At 66.3% G+C, this 25,377-nt stretch carries 23 protein-coding genes; 6 read left to right on the plus strand and 17 right to left on the minus strand.

The features are described from left to right. Positions 1–27: 27 nt before the first annotated feature. From manD to PUN51_RS10905, 9 genes are read right to left on the minus strand one after another with little or no spacing between them, the layout of a single operon-like run. Positions 28–1,257, minus strand: a complete 1,230-nt coding sequence (gene manD / locus PUN51_RS10865; RefSeq protein WP_159634054.1) for a D-mannonate dehydratase ManD — start codon at positions 1,255–1,257, stop codon at positions 28–30. A 36-nt stretch (positions 1,258–1,293) separates the two neighbouring features. After that, positions 1,294–2,706 carry a mannitol dehydrogenase family protein gene (locus PUN51_RS10870; RefSeq protein WP_275180927.1) on the minus strand — a complete coding sequence of 471 codons (1,413 nt, stop codon included), beginning with the start codon at positions 2,704–2,706 and terminating at the stop codon, positions 1,294–1,296. Then, positions 2,703–4,106 carry a glucuronate isomerase gene (gene uxaC / locus PUN51_RS10875; RefSeq protein WP_275180928.1) on the minus strand — a complete coding sequence of 468 codons (1,404 nt, stop codon included), beginning with the start codon at positions 4,104–4,106 and terminating at the stop codon, positions 2,703–2,705. Before uxaC ends, PUN51_RS10870 begins: the two co-directional genes overlap by 4 nt. A 2-nt stretch (positions 4,107–4,108) precedes the next feature. Further along, a complete protein-coding gene (locus tag PUN51_RS10880) occupies positions 4,109–5,014 on the minus strand; it encodes a sugar phosphate isomerase/epimerase family protein (protein ID WP_275180929.1) in 906 nt (301 codons plus the stop codon). Between the two features lie 3 nt (positions 5,015–5,017). Further along, positions 5,018–6,178 carry a Gfo/Idh/MocA family protein gene (locus PUN51_RS10885; RefSeq protein ID WP_275180930.1) on the minus strand — a complete coding sequence of 387 codons (1,161 nt, stop codon included), beginning with the start codon at positions 6,176–6,178 and terminating at the stop codon, positions 5,018–5,020. Next, a complete protein-coding gene (locus PUN51_RS10890; protein ID WP_159633012.1) occupies positions 6,175–7,023 on the minus strand; it encodes a sugar phosphate isomerase/epimerase family protein in 849 nt (282 codons plus the stop codon). Before PUN51_RS10890 ends, PUN51_RS10885 begins: the two co-directional genes overlap by 4 nt. Before the next feature lie 2 nt (positions 7,024–7,025). Beyond that, positions 7,026–7,949 (minus strand): carbohydrate ABC transporter permease, encoded by a 924-nt coding sequence (locus tag PUN51_RS10895; RefSeq protein ID WP_159633014.1) that lies wholly within the window; start codon positions 7,947–7,949, stop codon positions 7,026–7,028. Beyond that, the gene (locus PUN51_RS10900) at positions 7,946–8,956 is read right to left on the minus strand and encodes a carbohydrate ABC transporter permease (protein WP_275180931.1); all 1,011 of its coding nucleotides are present in this window, start codon (positions 8,954–8,956) and stop codon (positions 7,946–7,948) included. The genes PUN51_RS10895 and PUN51_RS10900 overlap by 4 nt, the downstream gene beginning before the upstream one ends. A gap of 6 nt (positions 8,957–8,962) precedes the next feature. After that, positions 8,963–10,324: an ABC transporter substrate-binding protein gene (locus PUN51_RS10905; RefSeq protein WP_201302462.1), complete on the minus strand. Its 1,362-nt coding sequence runs from the start codon at positions 10,322–10,324 to the stop codon at positions 8,963–8,965. Between the two features lie 222 nt (positions 10,325–10,546). Here PUN51_RS10905 and PUN51_RS10910 point away from each other — a divergent pair, with 222 nt between their 5' ends. Further along, the gene (locus PUN51_RS10910; RefSeq protein WP_159633018.1) at positions 10,547–11,602 is read left to right on the plus strand and encodes a LacI family DNA-binding transcriptional regulator; all 1,056 of its coding nucleotides are present in this window, start codon (positions 10,547–10,549) and stop codon (positions 11,600–11,602) included. On the opposite strand, the gene PUN51_RS10915 is transcribed toward PUN51_RS10910, so the two are convergent. The 6 genes from PUN51_RS10915 to PUN51_RS10940 form a co-directional block, all read right to left on the minus strand. Next, positions 11,603–13,318 carry a CocE/NonD family hydrolase gene (locus PUN51_RS10915; RefSeq protein WP_275180932.1) on the minus strand — a complete coding sequence of 572 codons (1,716 nt, stop codon included), beginning with the start codon at positions 13,316–13,318 and terminating at the stop codon, positions 11,603–11,605. Next, the gene (locus tag PUN51_RS10920; RefSeq protein WP_275180933.1) at positions 13,311–14,279 is read right to left on the minus strand and encodes an MBL fold metallo-hydrolase; all 969 of its coding nucleotides are present in this window, start codon (positions 14,277–14,279) and stop codon (positions 13,311–13,313) included. The genes PUN51_RS10915 and PUN51_RS10920 overlap by 8 nt, the downstream gene beginning before the upstream one ends. Next, complete coding sequence (locus PUN51_RS10925) at positions 14,276–15,223, minus strand: alpha/beta hydrolase (RefSeq protein WP_275180934.1); 948 nt, start codon at positions 15,221–15,223, stop codon at positions 14,276–14,278. The genes PUN51_RS10920 and PUN51_RS10925 overlap by 4 nt, the downstream gene beginning before the upstream one ends. Positions 15,224–15,227: 4 nt before the next feature. After that, positions 15,228–16,355 carry an FAD-dependent oxidoreductase gene (locus PUN51_RS10930; RefSeq protein WP_275180935.1) on the minus strand — a complete coding sequence of 376 codons (1,128 nt, stop codon included), beginning with the start codon at positions 16,353–16,355 and terminating at the stop codon, positions 15,228–15,230. 67 nt (positions 16,356–16,422) lie between these two features. Then, positions 16,423–17,376 (minus strand): phosphotriesterase family protein, encoded by a 954-nt coding sequence (locus PUN51_RS10935; protein WP_275180936.1) that lies wholly within the window; start codon positions 17,374–17,376, stop codon positions 16,423–16,425. 38 nt (positions 17,377–17,414) lie between these two features. Next, positions 17,415–18,428, minus strand: a complete 1,014-nt coding sequence (locus PUN51_RS10940; RefSeq protein ID WP_275180937.1) for a phosphotriesterase — start codon at positions 18,426–18,428, stop codon at positions 17,415–17,417. Between the two features lie 201 nt (positions 18,429–18,629). Between PUN51_RS10940 and PUN51_RS10945 the strand changes: the two genes are divergently transcribed. The 5 genes from PUN51_RS10945 to PUN51_RS10965 are packed head-to-tail and all read left to right on the plus strand — an operon-like array spanning position 18,630 to position 23,606. Next, the gene (locus tag PUN51_RS10945) at positions 18,630–20,354 is read left to right on the plus strand and encodes an MFS transporter (protein ID WP_275180938.1); all 1,725 of its coding nucleotides are present in this window, start codon (positions 18,630–18,632) and stop codon (positions 20,352–20,354) included. 45 nt (positions 20,355–20,399) lie between these two features. Continuing rightward, complete coding sequence (locus PUN51_RS20745) at positions 20,400–21,569, plus strand: cytochrome P450 (protein WP_275180939.1); 1,170 nt, start codon at positions 20,400–20,402, stop codon at positions 21,567–21,569. Further along, on the plus strand, positions 21,566–21,763 hold the full coding sequence (locus PUN51_RS10955) for a ferredoxin (protein ID WP_275180940.1): 198 nt from the start codon (positions 21,566–21,568) through the stop codon (positions 21,761–21,763). Before PUN51_RS20745 ends, PUN51_RS10955 begins: the two co-directional genes overlap by 4 nt. After that, on the plus strand, positions 21,760–22,941 hold the full coding sequence (locus PUN51_RS10960) for an NAD(P)/FAD-dependent oxidoreductase (protein ID WP_275180941.1): 1,182 nt from the start codon (positions 21,760–21,762) through the stop codon (positions 22,939–22,941). The genes PUN51_RS10955 and PUN51_RS10960 overlap by 4 nt, the downstream gene beginning before the upstream one ends. 50 nt (positions 22,942–22,991) lie before the next feature. After that, on the plus strand, positions 22,992–23,606 hold the full coding sequence (locus tag PUN51_RS10965) for a TetR/AcrR family transcriptional regulator (RefSeq protein WP_159633046.1): 615 nt from the start codon (positions 22,992–22,994) through the stop codon (positions 23,604–23,606). A 15-nt stretch (positions 23,607–23,621) separates the two neighbouring features. Here PUN51_RS10965 and PUN51_RS10970 read toward each other — a convergent pair whose 3' ends face one another. Together PUN51_RS10970 and PUN51_RS10975 are read right to left on the minus strand one after the other, a co-directional pair. Continuing rightward, positions 23,622–24,248 carry an alpha/beta hydrolase gene (locus tag PUN51_RS10970; protein ID WP_275180942.1) on the minus strand — a complete coding sequence of 209 codons (627 nt, stop codon included), beginning with the start codon at positions 24,246–24,248 and terminating at the stop codon, positions 23,622–23,624. Between the two features lie 36 nt (positions 24,249–24,284). After that, positions 24,285–25,325 (minus strand): LLM class flavin-dependent oxidoreductase, encoded by a 1,041-nt coding sequence (locus PUN51_RS10975; RefSeq protein ID WP_275180943.1) that lies wholly within the window; start codon positions 25,323–25,325, stop codon positions 24,285–24,287. Between the last annotated feature and the right edge of the window lie 52 nt (positions 25,326–25,377).

Here is a 25,377-nt window from a genome sequence, read left to right on the forward strand (position 1 = left end):
TTGGTGCCTCACCAGTCGTGGCCGCGCTCACCAGTCGTGCACGGTGCCGTCGACGAGGCGGTTGTAGGGCAGGTAGGCCTGCTGGTAGGGGTAGGCTGCGGCGGCTTCTTCGTTGAATTCGACGCCGATGCCCGGCTTGTCGCCGGGGTGCAGGTACCCGTCCACGAAGGTCATGGACTGCTCGAAGACCTCGTTGGTCTTATCCGAGTGCTGCATGTACTCCTGGATCCCGTAGTTATGGATCGCCAGGCCCACGTGCAGCTGTGCCGCGAACCCCACCGGGGAAATGTCCGTCGGTCCGTGGAACCCGGACTTGATCTGGTACTGCGCAGCGAAATCCATCACCTTCTTCAACGGGCTGATCCCGCCAAAGTGCGTGGACGCGGCCCGGACGTAGTCGATCAGCTGTTCCTTGATCAGCGTCTGGTAATCCCACACGGTATTGAAGATCTCCCCGATCGCCAACGGCGTGGTGGTGTGCTGCCGCACCAGGCGCAACCCCTCCTGGTTCTCCGCCGGGGTGCAGTCCTCCAACCAGAACAAGTCATAGGGTTCCAGCGCCTTGCCCAGCTTCGCCGCCTGGATCGGCGTCATCCGGTGATGCCCGTCATGCAGCAACGGCAGCTCCGGACCAAACTCGTTCCGCACCGCTTCAAAGACGGTGGGCAGGTGCCGTAAGTACGCGCGGGTGTCCCAGTCCTCCTCCACCGGGAACGCACCCCGCCCGGCCGGCTCATAGTCATACCGCTCCCCCGACGCCTGCGCCTGCGCCGCAACACCATAAACAGCCTTGATGCCCGGCACGGCGGTCTGGATCCGGATCGACTTATACCCCAGCTCCAAATGCTCCCGCACCGAGTCGAACAGCGACTCAATATCCGAACCCGACGCGTGCCCGTACGCCCGCAACCCGTTCCGCGACGCACCACCGAGCAACTGGTACACCGGCATCCCGGCGAGCTTGCCCTTGATATCCCACAACGCCATATCCACCGCGGCGATCGCCGCCATCGTCACCGGCCCCCGCCGCCAGTACGAAGACCGGTACAGGAACTGCCACGTATCCTCGATCCGGTGCGGATCCTTCCCGATCAGCAACTGCGCCACGTGCTCCTTCAAATACGCGGCGACCGCGAGCTCGCGGCCGTTCAGCGTGGCATCACCAATCCCGGTCACACCATCCTCAGTCGTGATCCGAAGGGTCACAAAGTTCCGGGACGGACTGGTAACGAACACATCGGCGGCAACGATTTTCATGGGACTAACTGTTCCTTCCGGAAGTAAAAGCTGGATTCAGGTACGTGCAGGGGTCTCGGCCGGGGTCGTCGCGAAGGATCCGCACAGCCGGGCAACAAGGGCGACGACGTCGGGGTCGTCCGCGAGGGCAGCGCTGACCAGGCGAAGCAACCCCTGCACCCGTTCGGTTCCCTCAAGCGCCACAGCTGCCTGGATTTCGGCGGCGAGCGGATCCTGGAAGTCGCTTCCCGCGGTGACGTAGTCAATCCAGGCGGCAAGCATCAACGCGCTGCCTGCGCCACTGCGGCCATCGGCCCGTTCCGCCGTCATCACGGGCACCGCGCGCATGCGCAGCTTGGTGGTGGCATCGGCCGCGATCTGGGCGAGCCGGTGGGCGATGCGTGCGTTTCCGAAGCGCTCCAACAGGGCCTGGCGGTATGTCGGGATGTCCAGCCCTTCCCCCTGCAGGTGGCGCGCTGCCTCGTCCCAGAAGTCTTCCACGGCCTTCCGGCAGAGGGGATCCGCCAGGGCGTCGGCCACGGTGGCGTGCCCGCGGAGCTGTCCCGCGTAGGCCAGGATGGAGTGCGAGCCGTTGAGGAGCCACAGCTTCCGGTTCTCGTAGGGTTCGATGTCACTGACCACGACGGCGCCGGCCTCCTCCCAGCGCGGACGCCCGGCCGGGAAGTCCCCGCTGAGCACCCAGTTCCGGAATGGTTCAGCCACCACCGGCGAATTGTCGCTGTAACCGCATTGCTCTGCCACCTCTGCGATGTCCGCTTCGGTGGTCCGCGGCGTAATCCTGTCCACGGAAGTGCTGACAAAGCTGACGTTCGCTTCGATCCACCCAGCCAACCCGGAACCCCACCCGGATGCCAGTCCCAGGACTGCGCGGCGGGCAACGTCACCGTTGGCGGACAGGTTGTCGCAGCTGACGACGGCGAGTGGGCCGGCGCCGCTGTCCCGGCGCCTGGCGAGGGCCAGCACCAGGCGCCCCAGCGGCGTGCCGGGCACTCCTGCCTCCCCGGACGCTGCTGCCGACAGCGCCCGGAGGTCATCCGCCGCACCTGGAGCGCCGGCGTCGAACGTTCCATCCGCGGCCAGCCCGTAGGCAGCCTCGGTGATCGTCAGCGTGACGATTGCCGTTTCCTTCGCCGCGACCAGCTCGCAAAGCCGTGCAATGTTGGCCCCGTCCACCGCCTCCACGATGCTGCCGATGACTTCGAAACTGTCGCCGCCGGCCGACCGCTCCACCAGCGTGTAAAGGCAGTCCTGGCGGGACAACGCTGCCGCGGCGTCGGGGCGGCGGCCCGTGAACGCCGCGATCCCCCACTCCGCAGCGTCCGGGGCGTGCTGGGTGTACCAGGCCTGGTGGGAGCGGTGGAATGCCCCCAGCCCAAGGTGCACGATGCGCACCGGGGGTTTGGGCAGCGGCTTCAGGCTGCGGTTGAGTGCAGGCGGCGCGGCGTTCACAGCTTGAACACCCGCCGGGGAGACGCGTCCACGAGGTCCACGATCAGTTCATGTGCCCGTTCCTCGCTGACCCGGTGCTCAGCAACCAGCCTGGCCAGGAAGGATGCCTCGATCCGCCGGGCGGTGTCATGCCGGGCCGGGATGGAGCAGAACGCACGGGTGTCGTCGATGAAGCCCGAGGACCGCGAGAAGCCGGCCGTCTCCGTCACCGCCGACCGGAAGCGCAGCATCGCATCCGGGGCATCGAGGAACCACCACGGCGCGCCCAGGTACACCGATGGGTAGAAGCCCGCCAGCGGGGCCAACTCCCGGGAGAAGACCGTCTCATCAAGGGTGAACAGCACCAGGTGGAAGTCCTTGGCCGTGCCGAAGTCCTGCAGCAGCGGGCGCACCGCCTCCGTGTAATTGACCGCCACCGGAATGTCATGGCCGGTGTCGGCTCCGAAGGCCTCGAACGTGGGCGCGTGATGGTTGCGGAACGAGCCCGGGTGTATGGTCATCACCAGGCCGTCCTCCACCGACATCCGGGCCATCTGGTAGATCATGTGCGCTTCGAAGGCGTCCCGGTCCGCAGGACTGGCCTGACCGGCCCGGCCCCGCTCGAAAAGCCGCTCCGCCTCGCCGTCGTCCAATTTCAGCGTGGCGGGCGTGAAGACGCCGTGGTCGGCGGACACCGCGCCGCGCTCCACGAAGTGGCGCCGGCGCGCTTCGAGGGCCTTGATGTAGCCGGCGTAGCCGGAAGCACCCTCCCCTGCGGTGTCGATGAGGCGTTCCACGTTGTCCCGCCACACCGGATGCGCCATGTTCAGGTACTGGTCCGGCCGGAAGGTGGGCAGCACCCTTGCGGCAAATGAGGGGTCGGCGTGCAGGGCCGCGTGGCTGTCCAGCGAGTCCAGTGGGTCATCGGTGGTGGCGAGCACCTCGATGTTGAATTCCTTGAACAGTTCACGCGGCCGGAAGCCCGGCTCCGACAGTTTGGCCTGCAGCGCGTCGTACAGCCGGTCCGCATTGTCCGCGGACGGTTCCTCCGGCAGCCCGAACACGTGGGCAAACTCCTGCCGGATCCAATACCCGGACGCGGTTCCCTCGAAGTCCGGCCACGCCTCGCAGAAGCGGCGCCACACCTGCCGTGAATCGGCAGGCTGGCTGCCCAGGCCCAGCTGGTCCATGGGCACCCCGCCCGCGTGGATCAGGCGGGTGACGTAGTGGTCCGGCGTGACCAGCAGTGCCGCCGGGTCAGGGAAGGGGGTGTTCTGTTCGACGATTGCCGCGTCCACGTGTCCGTGCGGGGAAATGATCGGCAGTCCTTCCACCTTCTTGAAGAGGGACCGTGCGATGTCCCGGACGCCGGGATCGGCAGGCAGCAGCCGGTCCGGGTGGTCCGCTATGGGCTGGCCCATGCTCAACGCCTTCCTGCCGGGACGGAGAGCCCCGCCAGAGCTGCGGTGGAACGAAGGTAGTCCAGGTTGTCAGCCGTCCGCTCGGCCAACGGACGGTCGGTGGAGAAGTCCTCCACGGTCACCCACCCGTCATAACCAAAGGCCGCGAGTGCCTTGAAGTACTGCAGCACGCTGCCCTGGCCCGAGCGGAGTGGAGCCCACTCGTTCCGGAAGACGGCCGCGCCGGACTCATCGGTTTCGCCGCTGTTGACCCAGACCGCGTTCTTCACGTGGACATGGGCCAGGTAGTCGCCCAGCAGCTCGAACGCCGGCAGGTAGTCCTCCTGCCCTTCGATGAGCAGGTTGCCGAGGTCGTGGATGACACCCACGTGCCGCGGATCCAGTCCGTCCAGCAGCCGCAGCGCTGACGACGCGGAAGCGGTGATGGTCCGGTGGTGCAGCTCAACGAGTGCCTTCACGCCATGGTGTTCAGCCCGTTCGGCGATCCATTCAAAATCACGGCGGGCTCCGGCAAAGAGCTCCGGGTAGGGCGTACCACTGGCCGGTTCGTTTCCCCAGGCCGCAGTTCCCAATGGAAGCGTTGTTACCCGGACCTGGCCAGCGCCCAGCCTGGCTGTGGCGGCCAGCATCCGGTCCACGTCGGCGTGGTTGTCGCACCGTGCGTACCCGCCGATTCCGGAGAACTGCAGTCCCGCGCTGCCGGTGATGGCCGCGATCCGGTCCAGGTGGTCCTCCATTCCCGTGAGCGGGACCGTGGCCCTGTTGCCGGCCCAGAAGCCTGGTTCCGCCGCATCGGCCTGGTCGGTGATGCGCCATTCGACGCCGTCCCAGCCCTGGTCCGCGAGGTGCTGGACAGCCTCTTCGGGCTCCCATTCCGGGGTTGATGCGGTAAATACTGAAAACTTCATGGCTCAGGCGCTTTCTGCCGCGGTGCCGGTGCGGACTTCGAGGTCGTTGTACTTGCCCGCCAGCACATCGTCGAAGAGGACGGGCTGGCCCAGGGTGGCCGATACGTACACGGCCCGCACCGCTGCGAGCGCGTTGACGGCGTCGCTGACCGTGACGCCGGGCTGCCTTCCGCCGGCAATGGCGGCCAGGATGTCCCGGTACTGCCGGACGTGTCCGGCGGGGTAGGTGGTGGGATCCGCGGCCTTGTAGTCCTCCTCCGGGTACTTGGCCAGTTCCTCCTCGGCCTGGTTGCCCCCGCCCTGGAGGCCCATGTCCGCGGATTCGCCGCCGGCGTCCTTGCTGTGGAAGTACTGCAGGCGGTCGTTATCCACTACGGCTGATCCTTCGGATCCCATCAGCTGCACGCGGACGGTCAGGCCGGGGTAGGCGGCAGTGGTGGCGTGCAGCACGGCCAGGCCCCCGTTTTCGAAGGTGATGGTGGCTACCGCGGTGTCCTCCACCTCGATCCGTTCGTGGGCCAGCCTGGCGGTGTGGGCGTGGATCTCCACGGGGCGTCCCATGAACCACAGCAGCAGGTCCACGGTGTGGACGCCCTGATTCATGAGGGCGCCGCCGCCGTCCATGGACCAGGTGCCCCGCCAGTCACCGGAGTCGTAATAGCCCTGGCTGCGCCACCACGCGACGGATGCGATGGCAGAGGTCAGCCGGCCGAAGCGGCCCTTTGCCACGGCATCCGCAACGGCAACACTGGACTGGTCGAACCGGTGCTGGCTGATAACGGAGGCCACGACCCCGTTGCCCGCGGCTTTCTTCGCCGCGGCTTCGATTTCCTGGGCCCGCGTCAGGTCCACGTCCAGTGGCTTTTCAATGACCACGTGCTTGCCGGCGGCCAGGACTTCCAGGCCCTGCTGGATGTGCAGGCCGCTGGGCGTTGCCAGGGCAACAAGGTCGATGTCCTCCGCCGCGAAGGCGTCCGACAGCGTGGTGAACTGCTGGGGCCGCTGCCCGCCCTGCTGCTCGATAAAGTCGGCGAGCGCTTCGGATGCCGCCGGAATGGCGTCGACGAGGGCAACAATCCGGGCTTCCGGGAAGGACTGGAGGGCTACGGCGTGGGTGCGCCCAATGACGCCGCATCCGGTGATGGCTACGTTCAAGGTGCTCATGCGGTCTGGACTCCTGCTTCTGCGGTGACTTTTGCGAAGGCGCGTGCTGCGATGCCGAAGGCGGTGGGCCCGGAGAAGCCGCCCAGGCCGTGCGCACCTGCCAGGTGGGGTTCCAGGGAGGCGAAGCCTTCGTAGCCGTCGGCCTTGAGTGCTTCGACGGTGCGGAGCACATCGCCGTCCCCTTCCCCGGCAGGAACAACGTGGCCGTTGGCGAAGAGGGCGTCCTTGACCTGCAGATACTCCAGGTGCGGGCGCAGCTTGGCGTAGCCCTCGTCGAAGGGTTTGACGCCCACCTGGACAAAGTTCGCGGCGTCCCAGGCGACCTTCAGGGCCGGCGAGTCCACGGTCTCGATGATGTCCAGGACCCGGTCCGGAACATCCCCGAAAATGTCTTTTTCGTTCTCGTGCAGGAGGATGACGCCGCCTTCTTCGGCAACGTCGGCGAGTGCCCGCATGCGTTCCATAACGGCGTCGCGGATGTTGTCCACCTGCACCGATTCGCCGTAGTAGAAGGAGAAGATGCGGATGTACCTGGCGTCCAGGACCTTGGCAGCGTTGACAGCCCGGCGGAGCCGCTCCACCTCGTGCTCCACGGGCAGGCTGACATCCACCTTTCCGATGGGGGAAGCGATGGCTGAAACCTTCATGTCCTTTTCGGCGAGCAGTGCGGCTAGTGCCTGCAGCTGCTCATCGCTGAGGTCCACGATGTTGGTGCCCCACGCGCTGCGGACTTCGATGTGGTTGGCGCCCAGCGCCTGCAGCACTGCGATCTGGACCGCGGGGTCGTCGTCGATCTCGTCGCCAAAGCCTGACAGCTGCCAGGTGACCTGGTTGGTCGAAACCATGGTTATTTAACTCCTCCGGCGGTCAGCCCGCCTACTAGGTAACGCTGGAAAATCAGGTAGAGAATGACCACCGGTGCGGCGCACACCAGGGCCGCCGCCATCATCTGGCCGTAGTAGGGAATGGCGCCGCCTTCCTGGGAGGCACCAAAGATCTGGAGTGCGACGGCGGCGGTCTGGCTTTCGGGGCGCGTCATCACCGAGGCGAACAGGACGTCATTCCAGCCGAGCAGGAAGGCGAAGATGCCGGAGACGACGATGCCGGGCCAGCTCAGCGGGAGGATGATCCGGAAGAGGACCCCCAGGTTGGAGGCGCCGTCGATCCGGGCTGCCTCTTCCAGTTCCTTGGGAAGCCCGCGGAGGTAGGTGACCATCACCCAGGTGGAGAACGGCATGGCGAACGTCAGGTAGGTGACGAACAGTCCCCACTGGGTACCAATCACCTGGATCCCGAGGTAGGTGGAAGCCGAGGAAAACAGGACGAAGACCGGCAGCACCATGAGGGTTCCGGGCACCGACTGGAGGGCCAGCAGGCCCCGCAGGATGGTCAGCCGGCCCCGGAAGGTGTAGCGGACCAGGACGAAGGCGGTGGATACGGACAAGGCAGCGGACACCACGGCGGTTGCGCCGGCCACCAGGACGCTGTTGGCGAGGCCGGTGGCCAGGCCCACGCTGGTCCAGATTTTGGAGTAGTTCTCAAACGTGACCGAGGACGGCCAGAACTCGCCGTTGGCCACCCCGATGTCAGAGTTCACGGAGGCCAGGAAGATGTACAGCACCGGAATCAGGACCAGGGCACCCAGGAAGACCAGGACGAAGATCAGCAAAGGGGTGGGAAGAAGGCGCAGGACCTCGTGCTGCCGGTGTGAGCCGGGACGGTCGACGTGGTCGGTGGCCGGCCTCTGCCGTGTGGCTGTGGTGGCGCTCATTTCTTGCCTCCTGGTGTTTCGGCGTCGTCAAGCTTGACGGCACGCAGGTAGACGAACAGCGGGATGGCGATGAGCACCAGGGAGATGAAGGCCATCGCGGCGCTCAGGCCAAACCGGAAGCTCTGGAAGCTCGTGACGTACGTCAGGATGGGGAGGACTTCGACGTCGGCGGGGGCCGGGACGCCGAAGAGCACGAACGGGAGGGTGAAGTTGTTGATGTGGTGCAGCATCCCGATCAGGAAGGCCAGCGACAGCGGGCCCTTGAGGTAGGGGAAAACCACGTACCGCAACTTGTTCCACCACAGTGCACCGTCCAGGGCCGAGGCCTCATGCACCTCATGGTCAACGGACTGCAGGCCGGACAGCGCCAGCAGGTAGATGAACGGCCAGGACGCCCAGATCTGGACCAGGACCAGCGTCCAGAAAGTCTGCGGCCCGTTGAGCCACAGCCCCACGTGGATCCCCACGGTGGCAAGGGCTTCATCAACGATTCCGCCGGGCTGGAGCATGGTCCGCCATACCGTTGCCACCACGAAGGACGGGAGGACATACGGGATAAGGAAGATGGAACGGATCACCGCCCGCCCCTTGAACGCGTTCTGCGTTGCCACTGCGGCGGCGATACCCAGGGGCAGTGTCACCACCATGGCCAGCAGCGAGTAGCTGACGCTGAGCCAGACGGCGTGGATCAGCGGCGAATCCGTGACCGCTTCAACGAAGTTCTCGGCTCCGATGAGCGGTGCGCTGATCCATTTCCGCAGGGTGTACTGGTCCAGGTTGAGCACGGACATGTAGATGCCCAGCAGCAGCGGGACCACGATGATGATGATCATCAGGGCTCCGCCCGGGATCAGCATCCAGAGCGGGCGGTTCCGTTCACTCAGGCCCTTGCGGCGCGGACCGCCCTTGTGCCCGGGCTGCTGCCCGGCGTCGTCGGTGTTCCGGGGCGCCCGGCCTGCGGCGGTATCCGCCGGAAGCCGGACTTCATGGGAGGCGTCGGTTGACATCAGAACCTATCCTTTGGAGGCCCGGTCCAGGGAAGCCTGGCCCTTGTTCTGGGCGTCCTTGATCCTTTGGTCCAGGGCTGATTCGTCCACCTTGCCTGCGGCAAGATCGGGGACGGACTGGACAGTGACGTTGAGGAGTCCCAGCTGGATGTCGCCCCAGGCACCGGTGAACGGCGTGGCCTTGGACTTGGCGGCGGCGTCGGCCAGCGGCTTGAGCTTGGGGTCTGTCAGGCTGGCCAGGGCCTCGGCGTTGGCAGGCAGGTCGCCGAAGGTCTTCTGGTAGTTCAGCTGCTCGTCCTTGGAGGTGATCAGCTTGATGTAGGCGAAGGCCAAATCCTTCTGCTTCGAGTAGTCAGCCACCACCAGGTTGTCGCCCGAGAGGATGCTGGCCGCGTCGCCGTCGGACTTGGACTGCGTTTCACCGGGCGCAACGGTGGGCATCAGCGTGTACTCGTACTTCCCGGCAACCGCCGACTTGTCGAGCGTGGGGATGGAGCTGGAGGTTGTCATCATCAGGTAGCCGGCCTTGCCGCTGGCAAAGGCAGCCACGGCGTTGCTGTTGCTCCAGCCGACCGATGCAGGGTCGACAACCTTGTCCTGGGTGAGCCAACCGAAGTAGGTCTCGTAGGCCTTCTTGACGGTGGGGTCGTCCATCTTCAGCTTGTTGCCGTCAACCAGCGGGTTGCCGGCCTGGACGGACATGGCCCAGATGAACTTCCAGGGATCGTAGTTGTCCTTGTAGCCAGTGGCGATGCCGTAGGTGTCCCCCTTGGTCATCTTCTTGGCCTGGGCTGCGAGCTCGTCCCACGTGGTGGCGGGCTTGTCGATGCCGGCTGCGGCCAGCAGGTCTTTGTTGTAGGCCATCACGAACGGACGGCTCACAAAGGGGATGCCGGCCTGATGGTCCTTGTCCGGCCCGGAAATCCCGAGGGCGGCCTGGTTGAAGCGGTCCTTGCCACCCACTGCTTTCCAGTCGTCATCGGAAAGGGTCACGAACGCCTTGGTGGCGTAGGCCGTGGGGGTGAACGTTGTGCCAAGGCCATAAATGTCAGGTCCCTGGCCTGATACCACCGAGGTCTGGATGCGGGTGAGCTCGTCGTTGGCCGAGGCGAAGGTTTCGAATTTCACGTCCGCCCCGGTCTCGGCCTTGAACTTGGCGGCGATATCGCTCTGCCACTGCTTCTGCTGTTCGGGGTACTGGCTCAGGACGCCGACCAGGACGTTCAGGGTCTTGCCCGTACCATCCACTTTCCCGTTCGCGTTGGTTGATCCTCCGCTGCTGCCGGAGCCTCCGGATCCACAACCGGTCAGGGCGAGTGCTGCAGCCGTGACAATTGCCGCGAGCCCAGTAGTCGATTTAAACCTCATTGTTTTTCTCCTCTAGGACACCCGCATGGCCACATCCGTCCTGTGGCGGAGATCACTGCAGGCGACTCGAGAGTCAGTCTAGGAAGATGGCAACGCGCATGGCAAGCGGTTGCCAAAAGTTGCCATAAATGCTCAGATTGAGTTCAACAGGATTCCGGGAACGAGTAGCCTTGGAAACCCCACATGGCCGGTTTTATCCCGGTCCGCGAGGAAGGCCCAGCGATGGCAGACCCAGCAACCACGGCGTCGTCAGTCCCGGCAGGCCTTGACGCGGGCACCCGGCGGGACCGCCCACCCACCATCCGGGACGTGGCAGAGCTCGCCGGAGTGGCCACCTCCACCGTGTCGCGGGCCCTCGCGCGGCCCGACCGGGTCAACCCGCGGACCCGGATCCGGATCGAGGAAGCTGCCGCGGAGCTCAATTACGTGCCCAGCTCCCAGGCCCGCGGCCTCAGTTCCGGACGGACCAACGCGGTGGCTGTCCTGGTCCCCGACATCACCAACCCGTTCTATTTCGACATCATCCGCGGCACACAGCACCAGCTCAAGGCGGCCGGCGTCACCCAGCTCCTGGTGGACACAGAGGAGTCCAGTGAGATGGAACTCGATGCCCTGCACAAGATGCGCAAGTCCGCGGACGGCTTTATCCTGGCCGCGTCACGCCTGACGGACGCCCAGCTTGCGGAGGTCTCGCAGTCGCAGCCCCTGGTAACCTTCAACCGCGCCTCCACCAGTGCCCCTACGGTGATGATCGATACTCCCTCTGCCATCATCCAGGCCCTTGAGCACCTGGCCTCGCTGGGCCATCACAAAGTCTGCTATGTGGCCGGACCGCCCACCTCCTGGTCCAACCAGATGCGGTGGAAAGTCTTCGAGGAGGACGCGACCAAACGGGGTATGGAAGTCCACCGGATCGGCCCCTACGCCCCGAAGACCACGTCCGGCGCGGCGGCGGCGGATGCGGCCGTCAGGACGGGGGCAACGGCATGCATCGTCTTCAACGACCTGCTGGCCATCGGCATGCTCCAGCGCCTCCAGGCCCGCGGCATCCGGGTTCCTGCCGACATGAGCATCATTGGCTCGGACGACATCTTCGGCGCGGACTTCTGCAACCCTCCGTTGACCACGATCTCCAGCCCTATCGAGCAGGCCGGCAGGGTGGCCGTGTCCATGCTGCTGGCGCAGCTCAACCCGCTGTCCGGAAGTGCCAGCAGGCAGCTCGCCGTCATGCCAACGCACCTGACCGTCAGGGAATCAACAGGCCCAGCCCCGGCCTGATCAGCCCACCGTGAACGGCAGGACCAGGCGGGACTGGTGGTGCGCGTCGCGGTAGATCTTGTGCGTGACCGGCCTGCCCACCGGGAGGTGGAAGGCGTCCGGCGGCAGCAGCGAGTTGTGTTCGTCCGCGAGCGGCTCACCGTTGGACAGCTCCACTACCAGCCGGTGCCCGGGGTTGAAGGTGTTGGCGAACGGGTAGAGGCGGACCACGTATTCCTCGATCCTCCCCGGCTCCACCGGAACCGCGCGGGTATGTGGATGGTAGGGGTTGCCCTCGGTGGTGCGGTCATCGAGTTCGCGGTGGGAAGCCTTGAGGTAACCGGTGGTGATGAGCTGGCGTTTCCCGTTCGGCGCGGCATCCCACAGGCGCAGGATGAAGTTGGTGTCCGGCTGGTCGATCTCCGCGAAGATGTGCGCCGCCCCGGTACCAATCATCTCGGTGGGTTCTTCAAACGTTTCGGTGCTCCAGCTCACGATCTGCACCGTGTCGGTGACCGTCAGCGGCGCCTGGTAAAAGCCGTCTGGGGCCGCATGTTCGGTGCCCATCAGCTCCGGCTCCGGGGAGAGCTTGTGCCGGGGGCGCAGGTAGAGGGCCCGGTAGTCAACGTCCTTGGGCGGCCACGCTTCGGCAGTAACCACGTCCCGGGAGCCTTCCACGAAGACGGACACGGCGGGTTCGTCCATCACGCCGTTGTCGATGCCCTTGATCCAGTAGTCGTACCAGCGGAACATCTTGTCGTGCTCTTCGATGAAGGGCCGGGACTGCATGGGCGGGTACGGGCCGATGTCCAGTTTCTTCGGCCCCTTGAGCGCGTTGAACAGCTCGATGGTGCCATCCAGCGTCCAGCCGCGGCCCTGGTCCAGCTGCAGCCACACCGGAATGTCGATGTTCGGGGCCAGGGTGATGGGATTGCGCTCTTCGTACCACTCGCCGTCGAGCCCGTTCATGACGATGTCGAACCACGCCTCGTGGTTCGTGGGGTAGTTCAGGACATGGACCAGGTTGGGCCAGGCGGCCACGTCCGGGTCCTGCAGCCGCTTGGCCACGAGCTCCTTGAGTTCCTCCGGGGAGTACTTCTCCACCATTCGGGACTTCACCCGGTCCGTGAAGGCCCAGCCGGAGTCCCCTCCCCTGCCCTCACGCGCAGCGCGGGGCATGAACCACATGACGCCGCCATGGTAGGTGGTCTCGTAGAAGTCATAGTGTCCGCCGGAGACGAAGATGGCCTTCAAATGCGGCGGCCGTTCGGCGGCGGCGAGTACCTGCATGGACCCGAAGTAGGAGATGCCCACCATGCCCACGTTGCCGTCGCACCAGGGCTGGTCCGCCACCCACTCGATGAAGTCGTACGCGTCCTGGCCCAGGGACACTCCCCCGGCGTTGTAGTTGCCGATGTGCTCGCCGCCGGAATGTCCGGAACCGCGCAGGTCGCCGATGACGTGGACGTAGTCTTCCTTGACGATCCGGGCGATGTCGCCGGCTTCGATGCAGCCGTCCCACATGGGGCTGGGCCGGCGCTGCGGCGGGGTGGTCAGGGCCAGGGCCTGCAGCTCCTTGCCGTAAGGGCTCAATGCCACCAGCGCGGGCCGTGGCTTGTCATCGGTGCCCTGGTAAGCGTCGGCGGCAAGTTCCACCCCGTCCCGCATGGGGACGCGCAGGTCCTTGCGGACGGCAATTTTCTGCCCGCCGGCGTCGATGGTCTGGTACTCAGCCATGGTTGCGAACACTCCTCTGGAAAGACGTGGTGGTGGACTGGCTGCGGTAGCCGTCCATCGTGGTGAAGAACGGCGAGGGCTCAAGGGTGGGATCGCCGTCGTAACCAAGCTCCCGGGCAACCGGGGCGAACGGCGAGTAGGGGGACTGTGTTTCCTGGAGGCCGTCGGCCAGGCAGCCGCAGGCGGCCCCGCCGACGCGCGCCTCGATGGCCAGGCTCTCCGTGAGGGCCTCGCGGGCCTGGTCTTGATCCAGTTCCACACCGTAAGGTGTGCCGTCCGAGCGGCGGTACGGGTGCCCCAGGTACAGGTGCCGCGGGCGGACCTCGTCCCGAAGGTACTCCAGGCTGGAACGGTAGCCGGACGGATCCACGTACCCGGGGAATCCGTTGGCCGCACCGTGGACCTGCACGGCGTCTCCTACGAAGACGTCATCCTGCCCGTCGATGACGTAGGCCACCGACCCTGGGGTGTGGCCGGGAATTGAATGCACCGAGACCGTGACGTCACCGCCCAGGGAGAGGGTTTCACCGCCGCGCACCAGCATGGACGGTTCCATCTCCCCCGAGATGACGGCGTTGGCGGCGCCAATCTGCTTCGCTTCGCCGTCGGGGTCCTGCAGATACTGTCCCCGGCCGGATAGATACTCGTCCACGTGCGCCTGGCGTGCGCGGAGCATCGGAGCATCGGCTTCGTGGATGACCACCTTGGCCCGCCGGCCGGTGAGCTCCCACAGCGCGTGCGCGCCGCCGATGTGGTCGATGTGCCCATGGGTAAGCAGGATCCAGCGGACGTCCTCGATCCGGCGGCCGATCGCCTCCAGTGCCGGCGCCATTCCTTCCGCGGGGGACGACGCGATTCCGGTATCCACGATGGCCGGCTCCGGAGAATCAATGAAGAAGCTGTACAGGCCGAAGCGGCCCCACGGTGAGACCAGCGGATGGACAGCGACAGGTGTGGTCATTGCCCGGCCTCCGTTTTTACTGGTGAGCCGTTCAGGAACGCCCCCGTCTCTTCGAAGGCCCGGTGGTATTCCGGGAGCCAGGAGAAGTGCTGGACGAAGCCATGTCCGGCCCCGGCATACCGGCTGACGGTGACGGGCACGCCGGCCTCTTCAAGCCGCCGGCCGTACAGTTCGCCTTCGTCCCGCAGGGGGTCGTGCTCGGCGGTGATGATGAGCGCCGCCGGAAGCCCGGTGAGGTCCCCGCGTTTGATGGGCGAGGCCAGGGGATCGGCCGGATCCGCGCCGTTCTCGAGGTAGAAGGAGTTGAAAGGCTTCAAACCCGCAGTTTCGAGTCCATACCCCACGGCGTTCTCCCGCATCGAGGGGTACCGGTCTTCGTCAAAGTCCAGGTCAAGGGACGGGTAGAACATGACCTGGTGGGTGATCCAGTCGAACCCGGCGTCGTGGGCCTTGGCAGCGACGGCGGCCACGAAGGTTCCGCCCGAGCTGTCGCCAGCAATGGCGAGGTTCTTTCCGTCCCAGTCCAGGGTGTCGCCGTGCCCGGCGGCCCAGCGGACAACGCCGTAGCAGTCCTCGAGGCCCGCCGGAAAGGCGGACTCGGGGGCAAGCCGGTAGCCAACGGAGATGACCTTGTGGCCGGTTTCCTTGGCCAGGGCCCGCGCCACGTGGTCGTGGGTGTCCAGGCTGCCCAGGAAGAAGGCGCCTCCGTGGAAGTAGACCAGCAGGCCGTAGGCGTCGGCGTCGACTGGTGTGTAGATCCGAATGGGCACGTCGCCGGCCGTAGTCACGGCAGTGGCGTCTTCGACGGCGTGCAGCGGGAGCCGGTCCTCCAGCGGCGGAACCTGCGCTGCTTCGCCGGCACGCATGGCCTCAGGGTTCAACGGACCCGGCGGCAGCGGCGGGAGGGTGCCGAGGATCCTGGCAATTTCGGGATGCAGCGACATCGGCTCAGGCCTGCGCCACGGCGGCGGGCTGCTGGGACTTTGGCTTCTGGCCCGGGAAGACGTCGTTGACCTCTTCTTCGCTCCAGCCCTGGCGGGAGATGCGCTGCAGCTCGTCGGTGACGGGCTTGCGGGTTGCTTGGAACATGGCCAATGCCTCCTTGACCGAGCCGGCCTGGGCCAGTGCGTCGGCCAGCGCTCCGGCGTCTTCAATGGCTGAGTTGGCGCCCTGGCCCTGGTGGTGGAGCATCGAATGGGCGGCGTCGCCCATCAGCACCACCGAGTCGGTGTGCCAGGTGTCCACGGGGTCGATGTCGTAGACGGCGCGGATATTCACACTGTCCATGTCCAGGCCGCGGGCAATGCCGACGATGCGCTCATCGAAGCCTTCCACCGTCTTCAGAAGGTCTTCCTTGGTGATGCTGGGCGCCCAGGTGCCGTCCGGGTTGAGGGCGGTGATGTCGAACGACATCTGGTTGCGGTGGCGCAGCGGCAGCAGGTAGACCTTGGTGCCCTTGCCGATGTACATGCGCAGGTTGTCGTCAGTCACCATGCCGTGGGCGTCGTCGGCCGGGATCACCACGCGGTAGGCATGCTCGCCGGAGAACACCGGGCCCCAGTCGCCGAAAAGCTGCTCGCGCACCGAAGACTTGATGCCGTCCGCGCCGACCACCAGGTCAGCCTCGGCGGTCTCGCCGTTGGCAAAGGTCAGGACGGAGCTGCCGCCCTTGTCCTCTATGCTCTCCAGCCTGTGGCCCAACTGCACCATGCCCTCGGGGAGGACACCGAGAAGGGCATCGATGAAGTCGCGGCGGTGGATGAGGTACGTGTGCTTCTCTTCGCCGAATTCCGGCCAGGTATCCTTCATGATCGGATCACCCGTGGCTGACAGGATTTCGAAGTAGTCGCTTGCCGTACTTACCTTGGCGATCGCGTCGAAGATGCCCCACTGGCGGAACCGGGCCATGGTGGCCGGGCGCAGGCCGATGCCTGCGCCGACCTCGCCCATCTGGGGAGCCTGCTCATAAACCTTGACATCTGCGCCAAGCAGGCTCAGTGCCTTGGCCGCGGCAGCGCCGCCGAAGCCTGCGCCGATGATGGCGATCTTGAGGTTCTTGAGGTCTTCAGCCTTCATTGGATAAGTCTCTTTCGTGGGCCAGGCAGGGCCTGGGGAAGTGGGAGGAAGTGGTGGCCTGTGCGGGTCAGGCGTGGAGGGACAGGAAGTCGGCCGGGTTGTCCTGGAGCAGGAGCTTGAGGGTGGCGTCGTCGATGCCGGCGGCGCGCATGTCCGGGATCATGTCTTCGAAAATGTAGTTGATGGTGTGGCCCTTCACGCCGGGCCAGCCCAGGGGGCTGCAGTTTGCGTCGGCCGAGACGAGGAGCTTGTCCGCATAGCCCTTGTTGACCAGCTTGACGAAGTGCTCCATGCGCTCGGCACGTTTGCGGCCCCAGAAGGGCGGGTCGGGAAGTTCGAGGTCGTACCCGAAGGTGTCGAAGCCGATCCGGCCGCCCTGTTCGTAGATCCAGTCGTGCGGCGTGATGGGCGCGTTCAGGCCGTCGTCGGCGTGGCCGAACAGCACCCGGTCCAGCGGCAGGCCTTCTTCCTTGAAGATGGCCACGGCCGGTTCCGGGTCGATGGCCAGGTGGGTCAGGATCGGGGCTCCGGTGACGACGGCGGCACGGGCCGCGGCCCGGTAAATCCGCTTATCCAGGTCCGTCATGCGTCCGCCGCGGCTGACACCCACCTTAATGACGCCGGCCTTGGCGCCGGTATCGCCGATACCGACGGTGATTTCGTGGATGAAGACCTTGGCCAGGTAGTCAACCGTGGCGCGGGAAAAGTGGGGCAGCGCGGTGTCGCCGCCCACGAAGCCCGTGCAGGCCACGATGTTGACGCCGGTCTTCCGGGACAGGGACTTGTAGTAGTCGATGTCGCGGCCGTTGCAGATGCCGGTGGCGTCCACCATGGTGCCGCCGCCGTATTCACGGAACTTTCGGAGTTTGGGCACGGTTTCCTCGTAGGCCTGTTCCGGCGTCTTCCACCATTTGGTGTCCAGCTCGGATCCGGGCATGCCGTAGCCGATGTGTTCGTGGACGGCCACGATTTCAAGTTCTTCGGCCGGAATGGTTCCCAGCACTGTATTGACCTTGGTCATTGTTCTACCTCGGGTTTGGAAAGCTGATGGAAGCGTGGTCAGCGGACGGCCAGTAGGGTGCGCGGGTTGTCCACCAGGATGCGCCGGGCGTCGTCATCGCCCAGGCCGCGGGTCTTGAGGAACGGCATGAACGTGGCCAGGACGTGGCTGAAGGGTAGGTTGTACTCCGGCAGGCCCTTGGCCACTCCGATGGAATTGCCGGAAAGGATGATCTTGTCCGCGTGGCCGGCACCGACGAGTTCCAGGACCAGTTCGGCCCGGCCGTGGTCCGTGAGGTAGCCGGGGTGGTCGTTGAGGCCGACGTGATCGATGCCCACGAAGGCGCCGCGCTCGGCCACCTTGCCTGCGGCGCCGGCGGCGTCGAGGCGGTCAAGGCCGCCAACCAGCACGCGGTCCGCGGGAAGCTGCTCGTCCAGGACGATGTCCAGGTCATGGAGGGCATCGGCGCCGAAGCGGATGGACACGGGCACGCCGGTTTCCCGGGCAGCCCGCGCGGATCCGCGGAAGAGGCTTTCCTCGGTGGGGGTCATGCCGGCCCGGTCAGCAGTTGTGGCGATCATTCCGGCAGCCGCGCGGCGTTCAACCCTCGGGACCACCATCCCGTCGGTGACTTCCTTGCCAAAGAGATCGCTGAACTTTTCGGCCGGCCATGGGGTGGGCGGGTTGGTCTGCGGCGTCAGGAAGTAGCCACCGAGCTCCTCCTCGGGCCCAAGGCCGGTGGAGGCGATGATGTGCACGCCGGTGGAGCGGGACAGTGCCTCGTACAGCTTGAGGTCCCTGCCGTGGAACATGCCGGTGCTGTCGACGATCGCCTGGCCCCCGTGCTGGCGGAAGTCGCTGAGCTTTTCGGCGAGCGCCGCAAAGATGTCCGCCCGGTCCATTGAGATATCGGGGGCATACTGGGCTCCCGGAAGGACTGACAGCAGCGCTTCATGAATGGCGACCACGCCCAGTTCAGAAGCGGGAACCGGTCCCAGGACCGTGTTGACGGTGCCCTGTTCCTGGGTGGGGACGGGGGCGCCATAAGAATTGGCGGCCGGATGGATGCTCACGAAGTTCTCCCTTGAATCCGGGTGCTTGAGTAGGGGTCCCGCCGAGCCCTCGCTCCGTTGCGGTGTAGCCAGCATCACACATTTCTTTACAGAGTGTCAAGGAAACTTTTATTGCGAATTTTCCTTGACACTGTGTAATAGATCACTACAGACTGTTGGAAACAACACTCAACTTCGCAATGGAACAAGGGAGTTTCATCGATGAGCCTGACCCCCACCGTTTCGAGCCGCGGCTCGGTACGTGCCACCTTTATCGCGGCCTACAGCGCCGTGACCCTCGCGCAAATCACCAATGCCCTCCCCGGCGCACTCAACGGAACCTTCGCCGTCGAATTCCGGACCTCCGGCGCCGGGCTGACCTGGATCGCCGGCATGTTCATGATGGGCATCGTGGTGTTCGAGCTCAGCTGGGGCCTGCTGGGCGACCTGTTCGGCCGCCGGAAGCTGCTGTACGCCGGTGCGGCCGTGAGCATCGCAGGATCCGTCCTGGCTGCACTGGCAGTCAACACGGAAATGATGATCGCGGCCCAGGCCGTGGGCGGCATCGGCGCCGGCATCCTGTTTCCCATTTCGCTCTCCATGATCGCGGCCATCACCCCGGACCACCGGGCGCGGGCCAGGGTCATCGCCACCTGGGCCGGCTTCCTGTCGCTCGGCGCGGTCATCTCGCCCATGCTGGCCGGCCTGACGTCCCAGGCGTTCACCGTCCCGGGGCCCGCGGCGGGCGCCCCCAACGCCTTCAGCGGGTGGCGGGTAGCCTATTACATCGCCGCCGCGATCGCCGTCGCCGTCCTGGTCATGGCCACCCGGGCGAAGGACTCCGCTGCCGCTGAAGGGCGGAAGCTCGACGTGCCCGGCCAGGCCACCCTGGCACTGGGACTGATTGCGGTGCTCTTTGCCACCGTGCAGGCGGTCGACGCCGGGTTCGGCAGCGCGGAGGTCATCGCCAGCTATGTTGTGGGTGCTGCCCTCCTGGTTGCCTTCGTGGTGATCGAGACGCGGACGCACCAGCCCCTGGTCCACCTGTCCCTGTTCCGGAACAGCGCCTACTCGATTACCGGAATCGTGGCCGTGACCGGCATGTTCGCCTTCCTGGCCGTTTGCTACAGCACCAGCGTCGCCGTGGGCGGCCTTGCCCTGGCCGAGGCCTGGAAGGTGGGCGTGTTGTTCGTTTTCATCCAGGGCCCGGCGTTTGCGTTCATTCCGGTGGTGGGGTGGCTGATCCACCATGTGGCACCACGGTGGGTGCTGACGGCCGGCTTCGGTTTCATGGCAGTCTCCGCTTTCTGGCTGTCCACCATCCCGCTGGGTACGCCGGAGGCTTTCGGCGGGACACCCTGGACCGCGTTCATCCCGCCCCTGTTCCTGCTGGGCATCGGTTTCGCGCTCACGGTGGGCTCCATCACCGCCGTGGCCATCAACACCGTGGCGCCGCAGCACATCGGCATGGCGTCGGCCACCACCAACCTGCTGCGCGACCTGGGCTTCGCCCTGGGCCCGGTGATCGGCTCGGCCATCGCGTTCGGTGTGGGCGCAACCGCCTTCGCCGGCCCCCTGGCCGGAATTCTGGGCGGGGCGGGCCTGCCCGCCGAGGCAGTGGCAGGACTCTCGCACGTACCGCCACTGGGTTACCTGTCCGGCTGGGACGGCGTCGTTGCCCAGTTCTCCGGCCAGGCCGCTGCGGGCGGCGCCCCGGCGCAGGCGGTCGACGCAATGGCCAAGGCCCTGGCCTCCGTCCAGCCCCAGATCCAGGGGGTGGCGGGAACGTCCCTGGGCCAGGGCTTCCAGACGGTTTACCTCGCGGCGGGGATCGCCGCCGTCCTGTCGGCCGTCCTGACCCTTTTTATCAACTCCCGTTCATCGGCCCCCACGGCCGATGCCATCGCCGAAACCACGGAAGCCAGCGCCGAGGCCGTCCAGGCATAAACGGTCCAGGCCCAGAAACCCCCAACTATCCGCAAGGAGACAACAGTGAACCCCATCGAATCCGATATCGACATCTGGGATGACGACATCACGGTGGACCCCTACCCCACCTACGCCGCGCTGCGTGAACTGGGCGGCGTGGTCCACCTGCCGAAGAACAGCCTCTACGCCGTCACCCGCTACGACGTCATCCGCGACGTCCTGGCGGATCCGGAAGCATTCTCCTCCACCACCCTCGGTTTCAACCCGATGGTGAACGAGGCGCTGCAGGGCACCTCGCTCGCCTCGGACCCACCCATGCACACCCAGCTGCGGGCCACCCTGTCGGCGAACCTCACGCCCCGGGCCCTCCGCGGCCTCAAGGTGACCATTGATGAGAAGGCGGACAAGCTGGTGGCCGAACTGGTGGCCACCGGCTCCTTCGACGCCATCGATTCCCTGGCCCGCGCCTTCCCGCTGGACATCGTGGCGGACCTGATCGGGTTCGGCGGCCACGTCAAGGACAACATGCTGCGCTGGGGCCAGGCCGCCATGCAGGTGATCGGCCCGCTGAACCACCGGACCCAGGAGAGCTTCCCCATCGCCGGCGAACTCTATGGCTGGTGTTCGTCGGTCACAGCGGAGGACCTGGCGCCCGGCTCCATCGGCCGGGGCATCTTCGACGCCGAGGCCCGCGGGGACATCCCCGAGGGCTCCGCGGGCCACATCATCCACCAGTACCTCGGTGCCGGCGTCGACACCACCATCGCCTCCATCGGCAACATCGTGGCCCTGTTTGGCCGCCACCCCGAGCAGCTTGAGCTGGTCCGCAACAGCCCCGAGCTGGTTCCCGCGGCCTTCGCCGAGGTGCTGCGCTACTGGACACCCCTGCACATCTGGGGCCGTACCACCACCCGCGAGGTGGAGCTCGACGGCGTGATCGTTCCGGCGGGCGCCCAGCTCGGCATCCTCCTGGGTGCGGGCAACCGGGACCCCCGGCACTACGACAACCCGGATGCCTTCGACGTCACGCGGAACCCGGTGGACCACCTCTCCTTCGGCTACGGTCCGCACGGCTGCGCCGGGCAGGGACTGGCACGCCTGGAAGGGCACGCCATCGTTGAAGCCCTGGCCCGGCGGGTGAAGTCCCTCTCCCTGGGCGAGGGGTACCGGGTTCCGAGCAATATCACCAGGAGCTTCGAACAGCTCCAGGTACTGGAGGTGGAAGCAGCATGAGGATCGAACTGGACCGGCCGCGGTGCGAGGGCCACGGACTTTGCGAGGAAGCAGCCCCGGCGCTGATGCACCTGGACGACGACGGCGAACTGGTTATCGACGTGCCGGAAGTGGACGGGGAGCAGGACGTCGCGGCGGCCAAGGCCGCAGTCCGCGTCTGCCCCGTGGCAGCCCTCAAACTGGTGGCGGCATGACGCTGCACCGCATCGTCGTCGTCGGAAACGGCATCGCCGGCCTCACCGCGTGCGACTCGCTGCGGGCAGCGGGCTTCGACGGCGAGCTGACCGTGGTGGGCGCCGAGCGCCACTCCCCCTACAGCCGCCCTGCCCTATCCAAGGCGCTGCTCCACGGCGGCGACGGGCTGGCGGCGCACGAGCTGCCGGCGCCGACGCACGGCGCGGACGAATTGCTGGGCGTCAGCGCCACAGGGCTCGACGCCGGGGCACGCGTGGTGAAGCTCGACGGCGGCGGGAGCCTCCCATACGACGGACTGGTGATCGCTTCGGGTTCCCGCGCCAGGCGGCTCGCCGGGAGCGCAGAGGCGGCCCACGATGGCGAGCTGACCCTGCGCACCCTGGAGGACGCCGTCCGGCTGAAGGAACTGGTGGCAGGGCGTCCGTCGGTGATCGTGGTGGGCGGTGGCCCGCTCGGCATGGAGGTGGCGTCCGGCTGCCTGCACAGCGGCTGCGACGTCACCCTGGTCACCGACGGCGAACCGCTGGTGCGGCAGCTGGGCACCTACCTGTCCGGAATTTTCACCGCGGCGGCCCGCACGAATGGACTCCGGATCGTCAATGGCTCCAAGGCCCGGCTCATCCAGTCAGGGATAAACCGGCAGGTGGCGTTGGCCGACGGAACGGTCCTGGAGGCGGACCTGCTGGTCAGCGCGATCGGCGACGTGCCGAACATCGAATGGCTGGAAGGCTCCGGCCTGCTCACGGACGGCGTCCTGCGGGTCGATTCCCGCGGCCGCGTGCGCCCGAACATTGTCGCAGCCGGCGACGTGGCATACTTTCCCACCCAGCGGGGACTGAGCCGGGTACCGCTGTGGACCAGTGCGATCGACCAGGCCAAGGCTGCCGCCGTCGGCCTCCTCCTTGGCAACGACGCACCGCCGCTGGAATTCCAGCCGTATTTCTGGACGGAAGCCTTTGGATTGACGCTCAAGGCGGTGGGATTCACGCCCGTGGAAGGAGCGCCGGACTTCCGGGAACAAGGCGCCGGGAACAATTCGGCACTGCTGCGGTGGGAGCACGCAGATGGTTCCGGAACGGCCGCGGCCATCAACTACCGCATCCCCATCCCCAAGCTGCGGCGGCTGGCCAACACGGGATCACAGGTGGCCCGGGCCGCCGAACCCGTGACGGCCTGAGGCCACCACCTCCGGTTCCAGCGCCCGGACTCCACGTTAGGATTGACGCTATGCCATCGCTGCGCGAAGCCCAGAAGCAGCTCACCCGGGACACCATCGTGGAACGGGCGCTGGAACTTTTCACCAAAAAGGGCTACGCCGCCACCACCATTGATGAAATCGCCGCGTCAGCCGGAACCACCCGTGTGACCTTTTACGCGTACTACCCCACCCGCGCAGACTTGATGCGGGATTTCATGGCCCGGGTGAACGCGGTCCTGGAGCGCGCCGACGGACCCGACAGCGGATCAACCGCTCCGGACCTGGTGCAGGTGGTGCGGGACGGCAAGCTGGCCGGCATCCTGTCCTGGCTGGAATCCCGGGCAGCGCTGTGGCCGGTCTTCCGCCCCTACCTGGATGTCCTGGACGAGGCCGCGGCAGTGGACCCCGAGGTGCGCACCATGGTGGAACGCTGGCATGAGGAAGTCATCACGGACATGGTCCGCGGCATGCAGCTCGCCGGGCGCTTTGCCGCGGAAACCCGCCACATCCGCGGCACCCTGGCCTTCACTCAACTCGACTACGTGGCCACGCTGTGGACCCGCCGCAAGATGGAACCAAACCGCGAGCACGCACTGGAAGTACTGGCTGACAGCTGGTACCACCTGCTCTGCGACGAAGGCTGACCAGGGCAGGGGAAGCTAGGCCCGTTCGGTGATCCACGCACCAAGTTCGGCGGCGGTTTCCGCGGTGAGGGCGTGTCCGCCCGGGTCCTTGCGGGCGTGGGTGTCTGCCCCGGAGGCCCCCAGGAGGTAGTCCCAGGTACGGCCCAGCAGGTCAGCCGGGATGACGGTGTCGGCTTCACCGTGGGCCAGGAACACCGGGGCGCCGGCAAGCCGGTCCGGCGACGTCGGGACGCCTGCGTCGAACGGCAGCGTCCCGTAAAGGACGGCGGTGCCCGCAAAACGCTGCGGATCAGCCAGCAGCAACCCGCCGGCGAACGCCGCACCGCCACTGAAGCCGACCAGGATCACCGGCCGTCCTTTGCCGGCAATCGGGTCCAGCCAGGTCCGGAACCATGCCATAGTTTGGTCCAGCGAGTCGGCGACGGGCCGCCCCGTCCCCCGATTCGCGAACCAGGCGAACCCGCCACCCGACGGGATCGGCGCCCGGACGGCAGCGTAGGAGAAACCTTCGGGAAGGTGGTTGGCCAGCCCGATGATTCCTGATTCATCCGATCCGCGCCCGTGCAGCAGCACCACGAGCGGGCGGTTGGGATCGTCGGGGCTCTGCCAGGCGACGGTGGGTTCGGCGAACGGTGCGTGCATATCGTGTCCTCGGTGTTGGTGGTGGAAGGGCTTGGGTCAAGCAGGGGCCGGGGCCCCGATTTCCCGGTTGACTGCGGGCATGATCTCGGTGGCGAGCAGCTCGATGGAACGCGCCGTTTCGGCGAACGGCAGCCCGCCCAGTCCGATCTGGGCCATGTACCGGCTGGTGCCCAAGGCCTCGTGGATGGCCAGGATCTTCTCCACCACCTGCTGCGGGCTCCCCACCAGCAGGCCGCCGCCGGGTTCGGACCAGTCATCGAAGGTTGAGCGCGGGAAATGGTCCACGGGCCGGGGCATGTTCTGTTCGAAATAAGCCCGGTAATAGGGATAGAAGGTATCGCGTGCCTGCTGGGAGGTGGGCGCCACGTAGAAGTGGCCGCCGGCACCCACCGGCAGGGCGGCGGCGTCATGCCCGGCCTCGGTAGCGGTGTGCCGGTACAGCTCCAACAGGCGGCGGAACCTTTCGGGTCCGGACAGCAGCGCGACAAACAAGGGCAGGCCCAGCCGTCCGGCGCGGGCAAAACTCGCCGGCGTCCCGCCCACCCCCACCCAGACGGGAAGTTTTTCCTGCAGCGGCCGCGGGGCAATGTCCATGCCGGGGATTGTCTGGGTCAATGTGCCCTGCCACGTCAGGGTGGCGTTGTCCCGAAGCTCCAGCAGCATGCGCAGCTTTTCGTCGAAGAGGGCGTCGTAATCGGCGGTGTCGTAGCCGAACAGCGGGTAGGACTCGATGAACGCGCCGCGCCCGGCGATGATCTCGGCGCGGCCGCCGGATATGAGGTCCAGGGTGGCGAACTGTTCGAAGAGCCGCACCGGGTCCTGGGTGGAGAGGACGGTAACGGCGGTGCCCAGCCTCAGGTTGGTGGTCTCGCGGGCAACCGCGGCCAGCACCATTTCGGGGGCGGACAAGGCGAAGTCGCTGCGGTGGTGCTCGCCCAGGCCCAGGAAGCTGATGCCCGCCTGGTCGGCCAGCTTGGCCAGCCCAATGATTTCTTCCAGCCGCTGATGCGGCGACTGGGCCAGCCCGGTTTGTCCGTTGCGCGACAGTTCGCCAAAAGTAAAAATGCCAAAGTCCATATTGGTTGAACATTCAACTTTGTAGATCTATTCCTGCACCTTCCCTTGCATC

It is taken from the genome of Arthrobacter sp. NQ4 (assembly GCF_029077345.1).
Taxonomy (GTDB): Bacteria; Actinomycetota; Actinomycetes; order Actinomycetales; family Micrococcaceae; genus Arthrobacter.

Excerpts from the sequence above, each read along its gene's own strand:
- manD (WP_159634054.1), bottom strand. The coding sequence starts at position 1,257 with ATGAAAATCGTTGCCGCCGATGTGTTCGTTACCAGTCCGTCCCGGAAC.
- uxaC (WP_275180928.1), bottom strand. The coding sequence starts at position 4,106 with ATGGGCCAGCCCATAGCGGACCACCCGGACCGGCTGCTGCCTGCCGAT.
- PUN51_RS10880 (WP_275180929.1), bottom strand. The coding sequence starts at position 5,014 with ATGAAGTTTTCAGTATTTACCGCATCAACCCCGGAATGGGAGCCCGAA.
- PUN51_RS10885 (WP_275180930.1), bottom strand. The coding sequence starts at position 6,178 with ATGAGCACCTTGAACGTAGCCATCACCGGATGCGGCGTCATTGGGCGC.
- PUN51_RS10890 (WP_159633012.1), bottom strand. The coding sequence starts at position 7,023 with ATGGTTTCGACCAACCAGGTCACCTGGCAGCTGTCAGGCTTTGGCGAC.
- PUN51_RS10895 (WP_159633014.1), bottom strand. The coding sequence starts at position 7,949 with ATGAGCGCCACCACAGCCACACGGCAGAGGCCGGCCACCGACCACGTC.
- PUN51_RS10900 (WP_275180931.1), bottom strand. The coding sequence starts at position 8,956 with ATGTCAACCGACGCCTCCCATGAAGTCCGGCTTCCGGCGGATACCGCC.
- PUN51_RS10905 (WP_201302462.1), bottom strand. The coding sequence starts at position 10,324 with ATGAGGTTTAAATCGACTACTGGGCTCGCGGCAATTGTCACGGCTGCA.
- PUN51_RS10910 (WP_159633018.1), top strand. The coding sequence starts at position 10,547 with ATGGCAGACCCAGCAACCACGGCGTCGTCAGTCCCGGCAGGCCTTGAC.
- PUN51_RS10915 (WP_275180932.1), bottom strand. The coding sequence starts at position 13,318 with ATGGCTGAGTACCAGACCATCGACGCCGGCGGGCAGAAAATTGCCGTC.
- PUN51_RS10920 (WP_275180933.1), bottom strand. The coding sequence starts at position 14,279 with ATGACCACACCTGTCGCTGTCCATCCGCTGGTCTCACCGTGGGGCCGC.
- PUN51_RS10925 (WP_275180934.1), bottom strand. The coding sequence starts at position 15,223 with ATGTCGCTGCATCCCGAAATTGCCAGGATCCTCGGCACCCTCCCGCCG.
- PUN51_RS10930 (WP_275180935.1), bottom strand. The coding sequence starts at position 16,355 with ATGAAGGCTGAAGACCTCAAGAACCTCAAGATCGCCATCATCGGCGCA.
- PUN51_RS10935 (WP_275180936.1), bottom strand. The coding sequence starts at position 17,376 with ATGACCAAGGTCAATACAGTGCTGGGAACCATTCCGGCCGAAGAACTT.
- PUN51_RS10945 (WP_275180938.1), top strand. The coding sequence starts at position 18,630 with ATGAGCCTGACCCCCACCGTTTCGAGCCGCGGCTCGGTACGTGCCACC.
- PUN51_RS10955 (WP_275180940.1), top strand. The coding sequence starts at position 21,566 with ATGAGGATCGAACTGGACCGGCCGCGGTGCGAGGGCCACGGACTTTGC.
- PUN51_RS10960 (WP_275180941.1), top strand. The coding sequence starts at position 21,760 with ATGACGCTGCACCGCATCGTCGTCGTCGGAAACGGCATCGCCGGCCTC.
- PUN51_RS10965 (WP_159633046.1), top strand. The coding sequence starts at position 22,992 with ATGCCATCGCTGCGCGAAGCCCAGAAGCAGCTCACCCGGGACACCATC.
- PUN51_RS10970 (WP_275180942.1), bottom strand. The coding sequence starts at position 24,248 with ATGCACGCACCGTTCGCCGAACCCACCGTCGCCTGGCAGAGCCCCGAC.
- PUN51_RS10975 (WP_275180943.1), bottom strand. The coding sequence starts at position 25,325 with ATGGACTTTGGCATTTTTACTTTTGGCGAACTGTCGCGCAACGGACAA.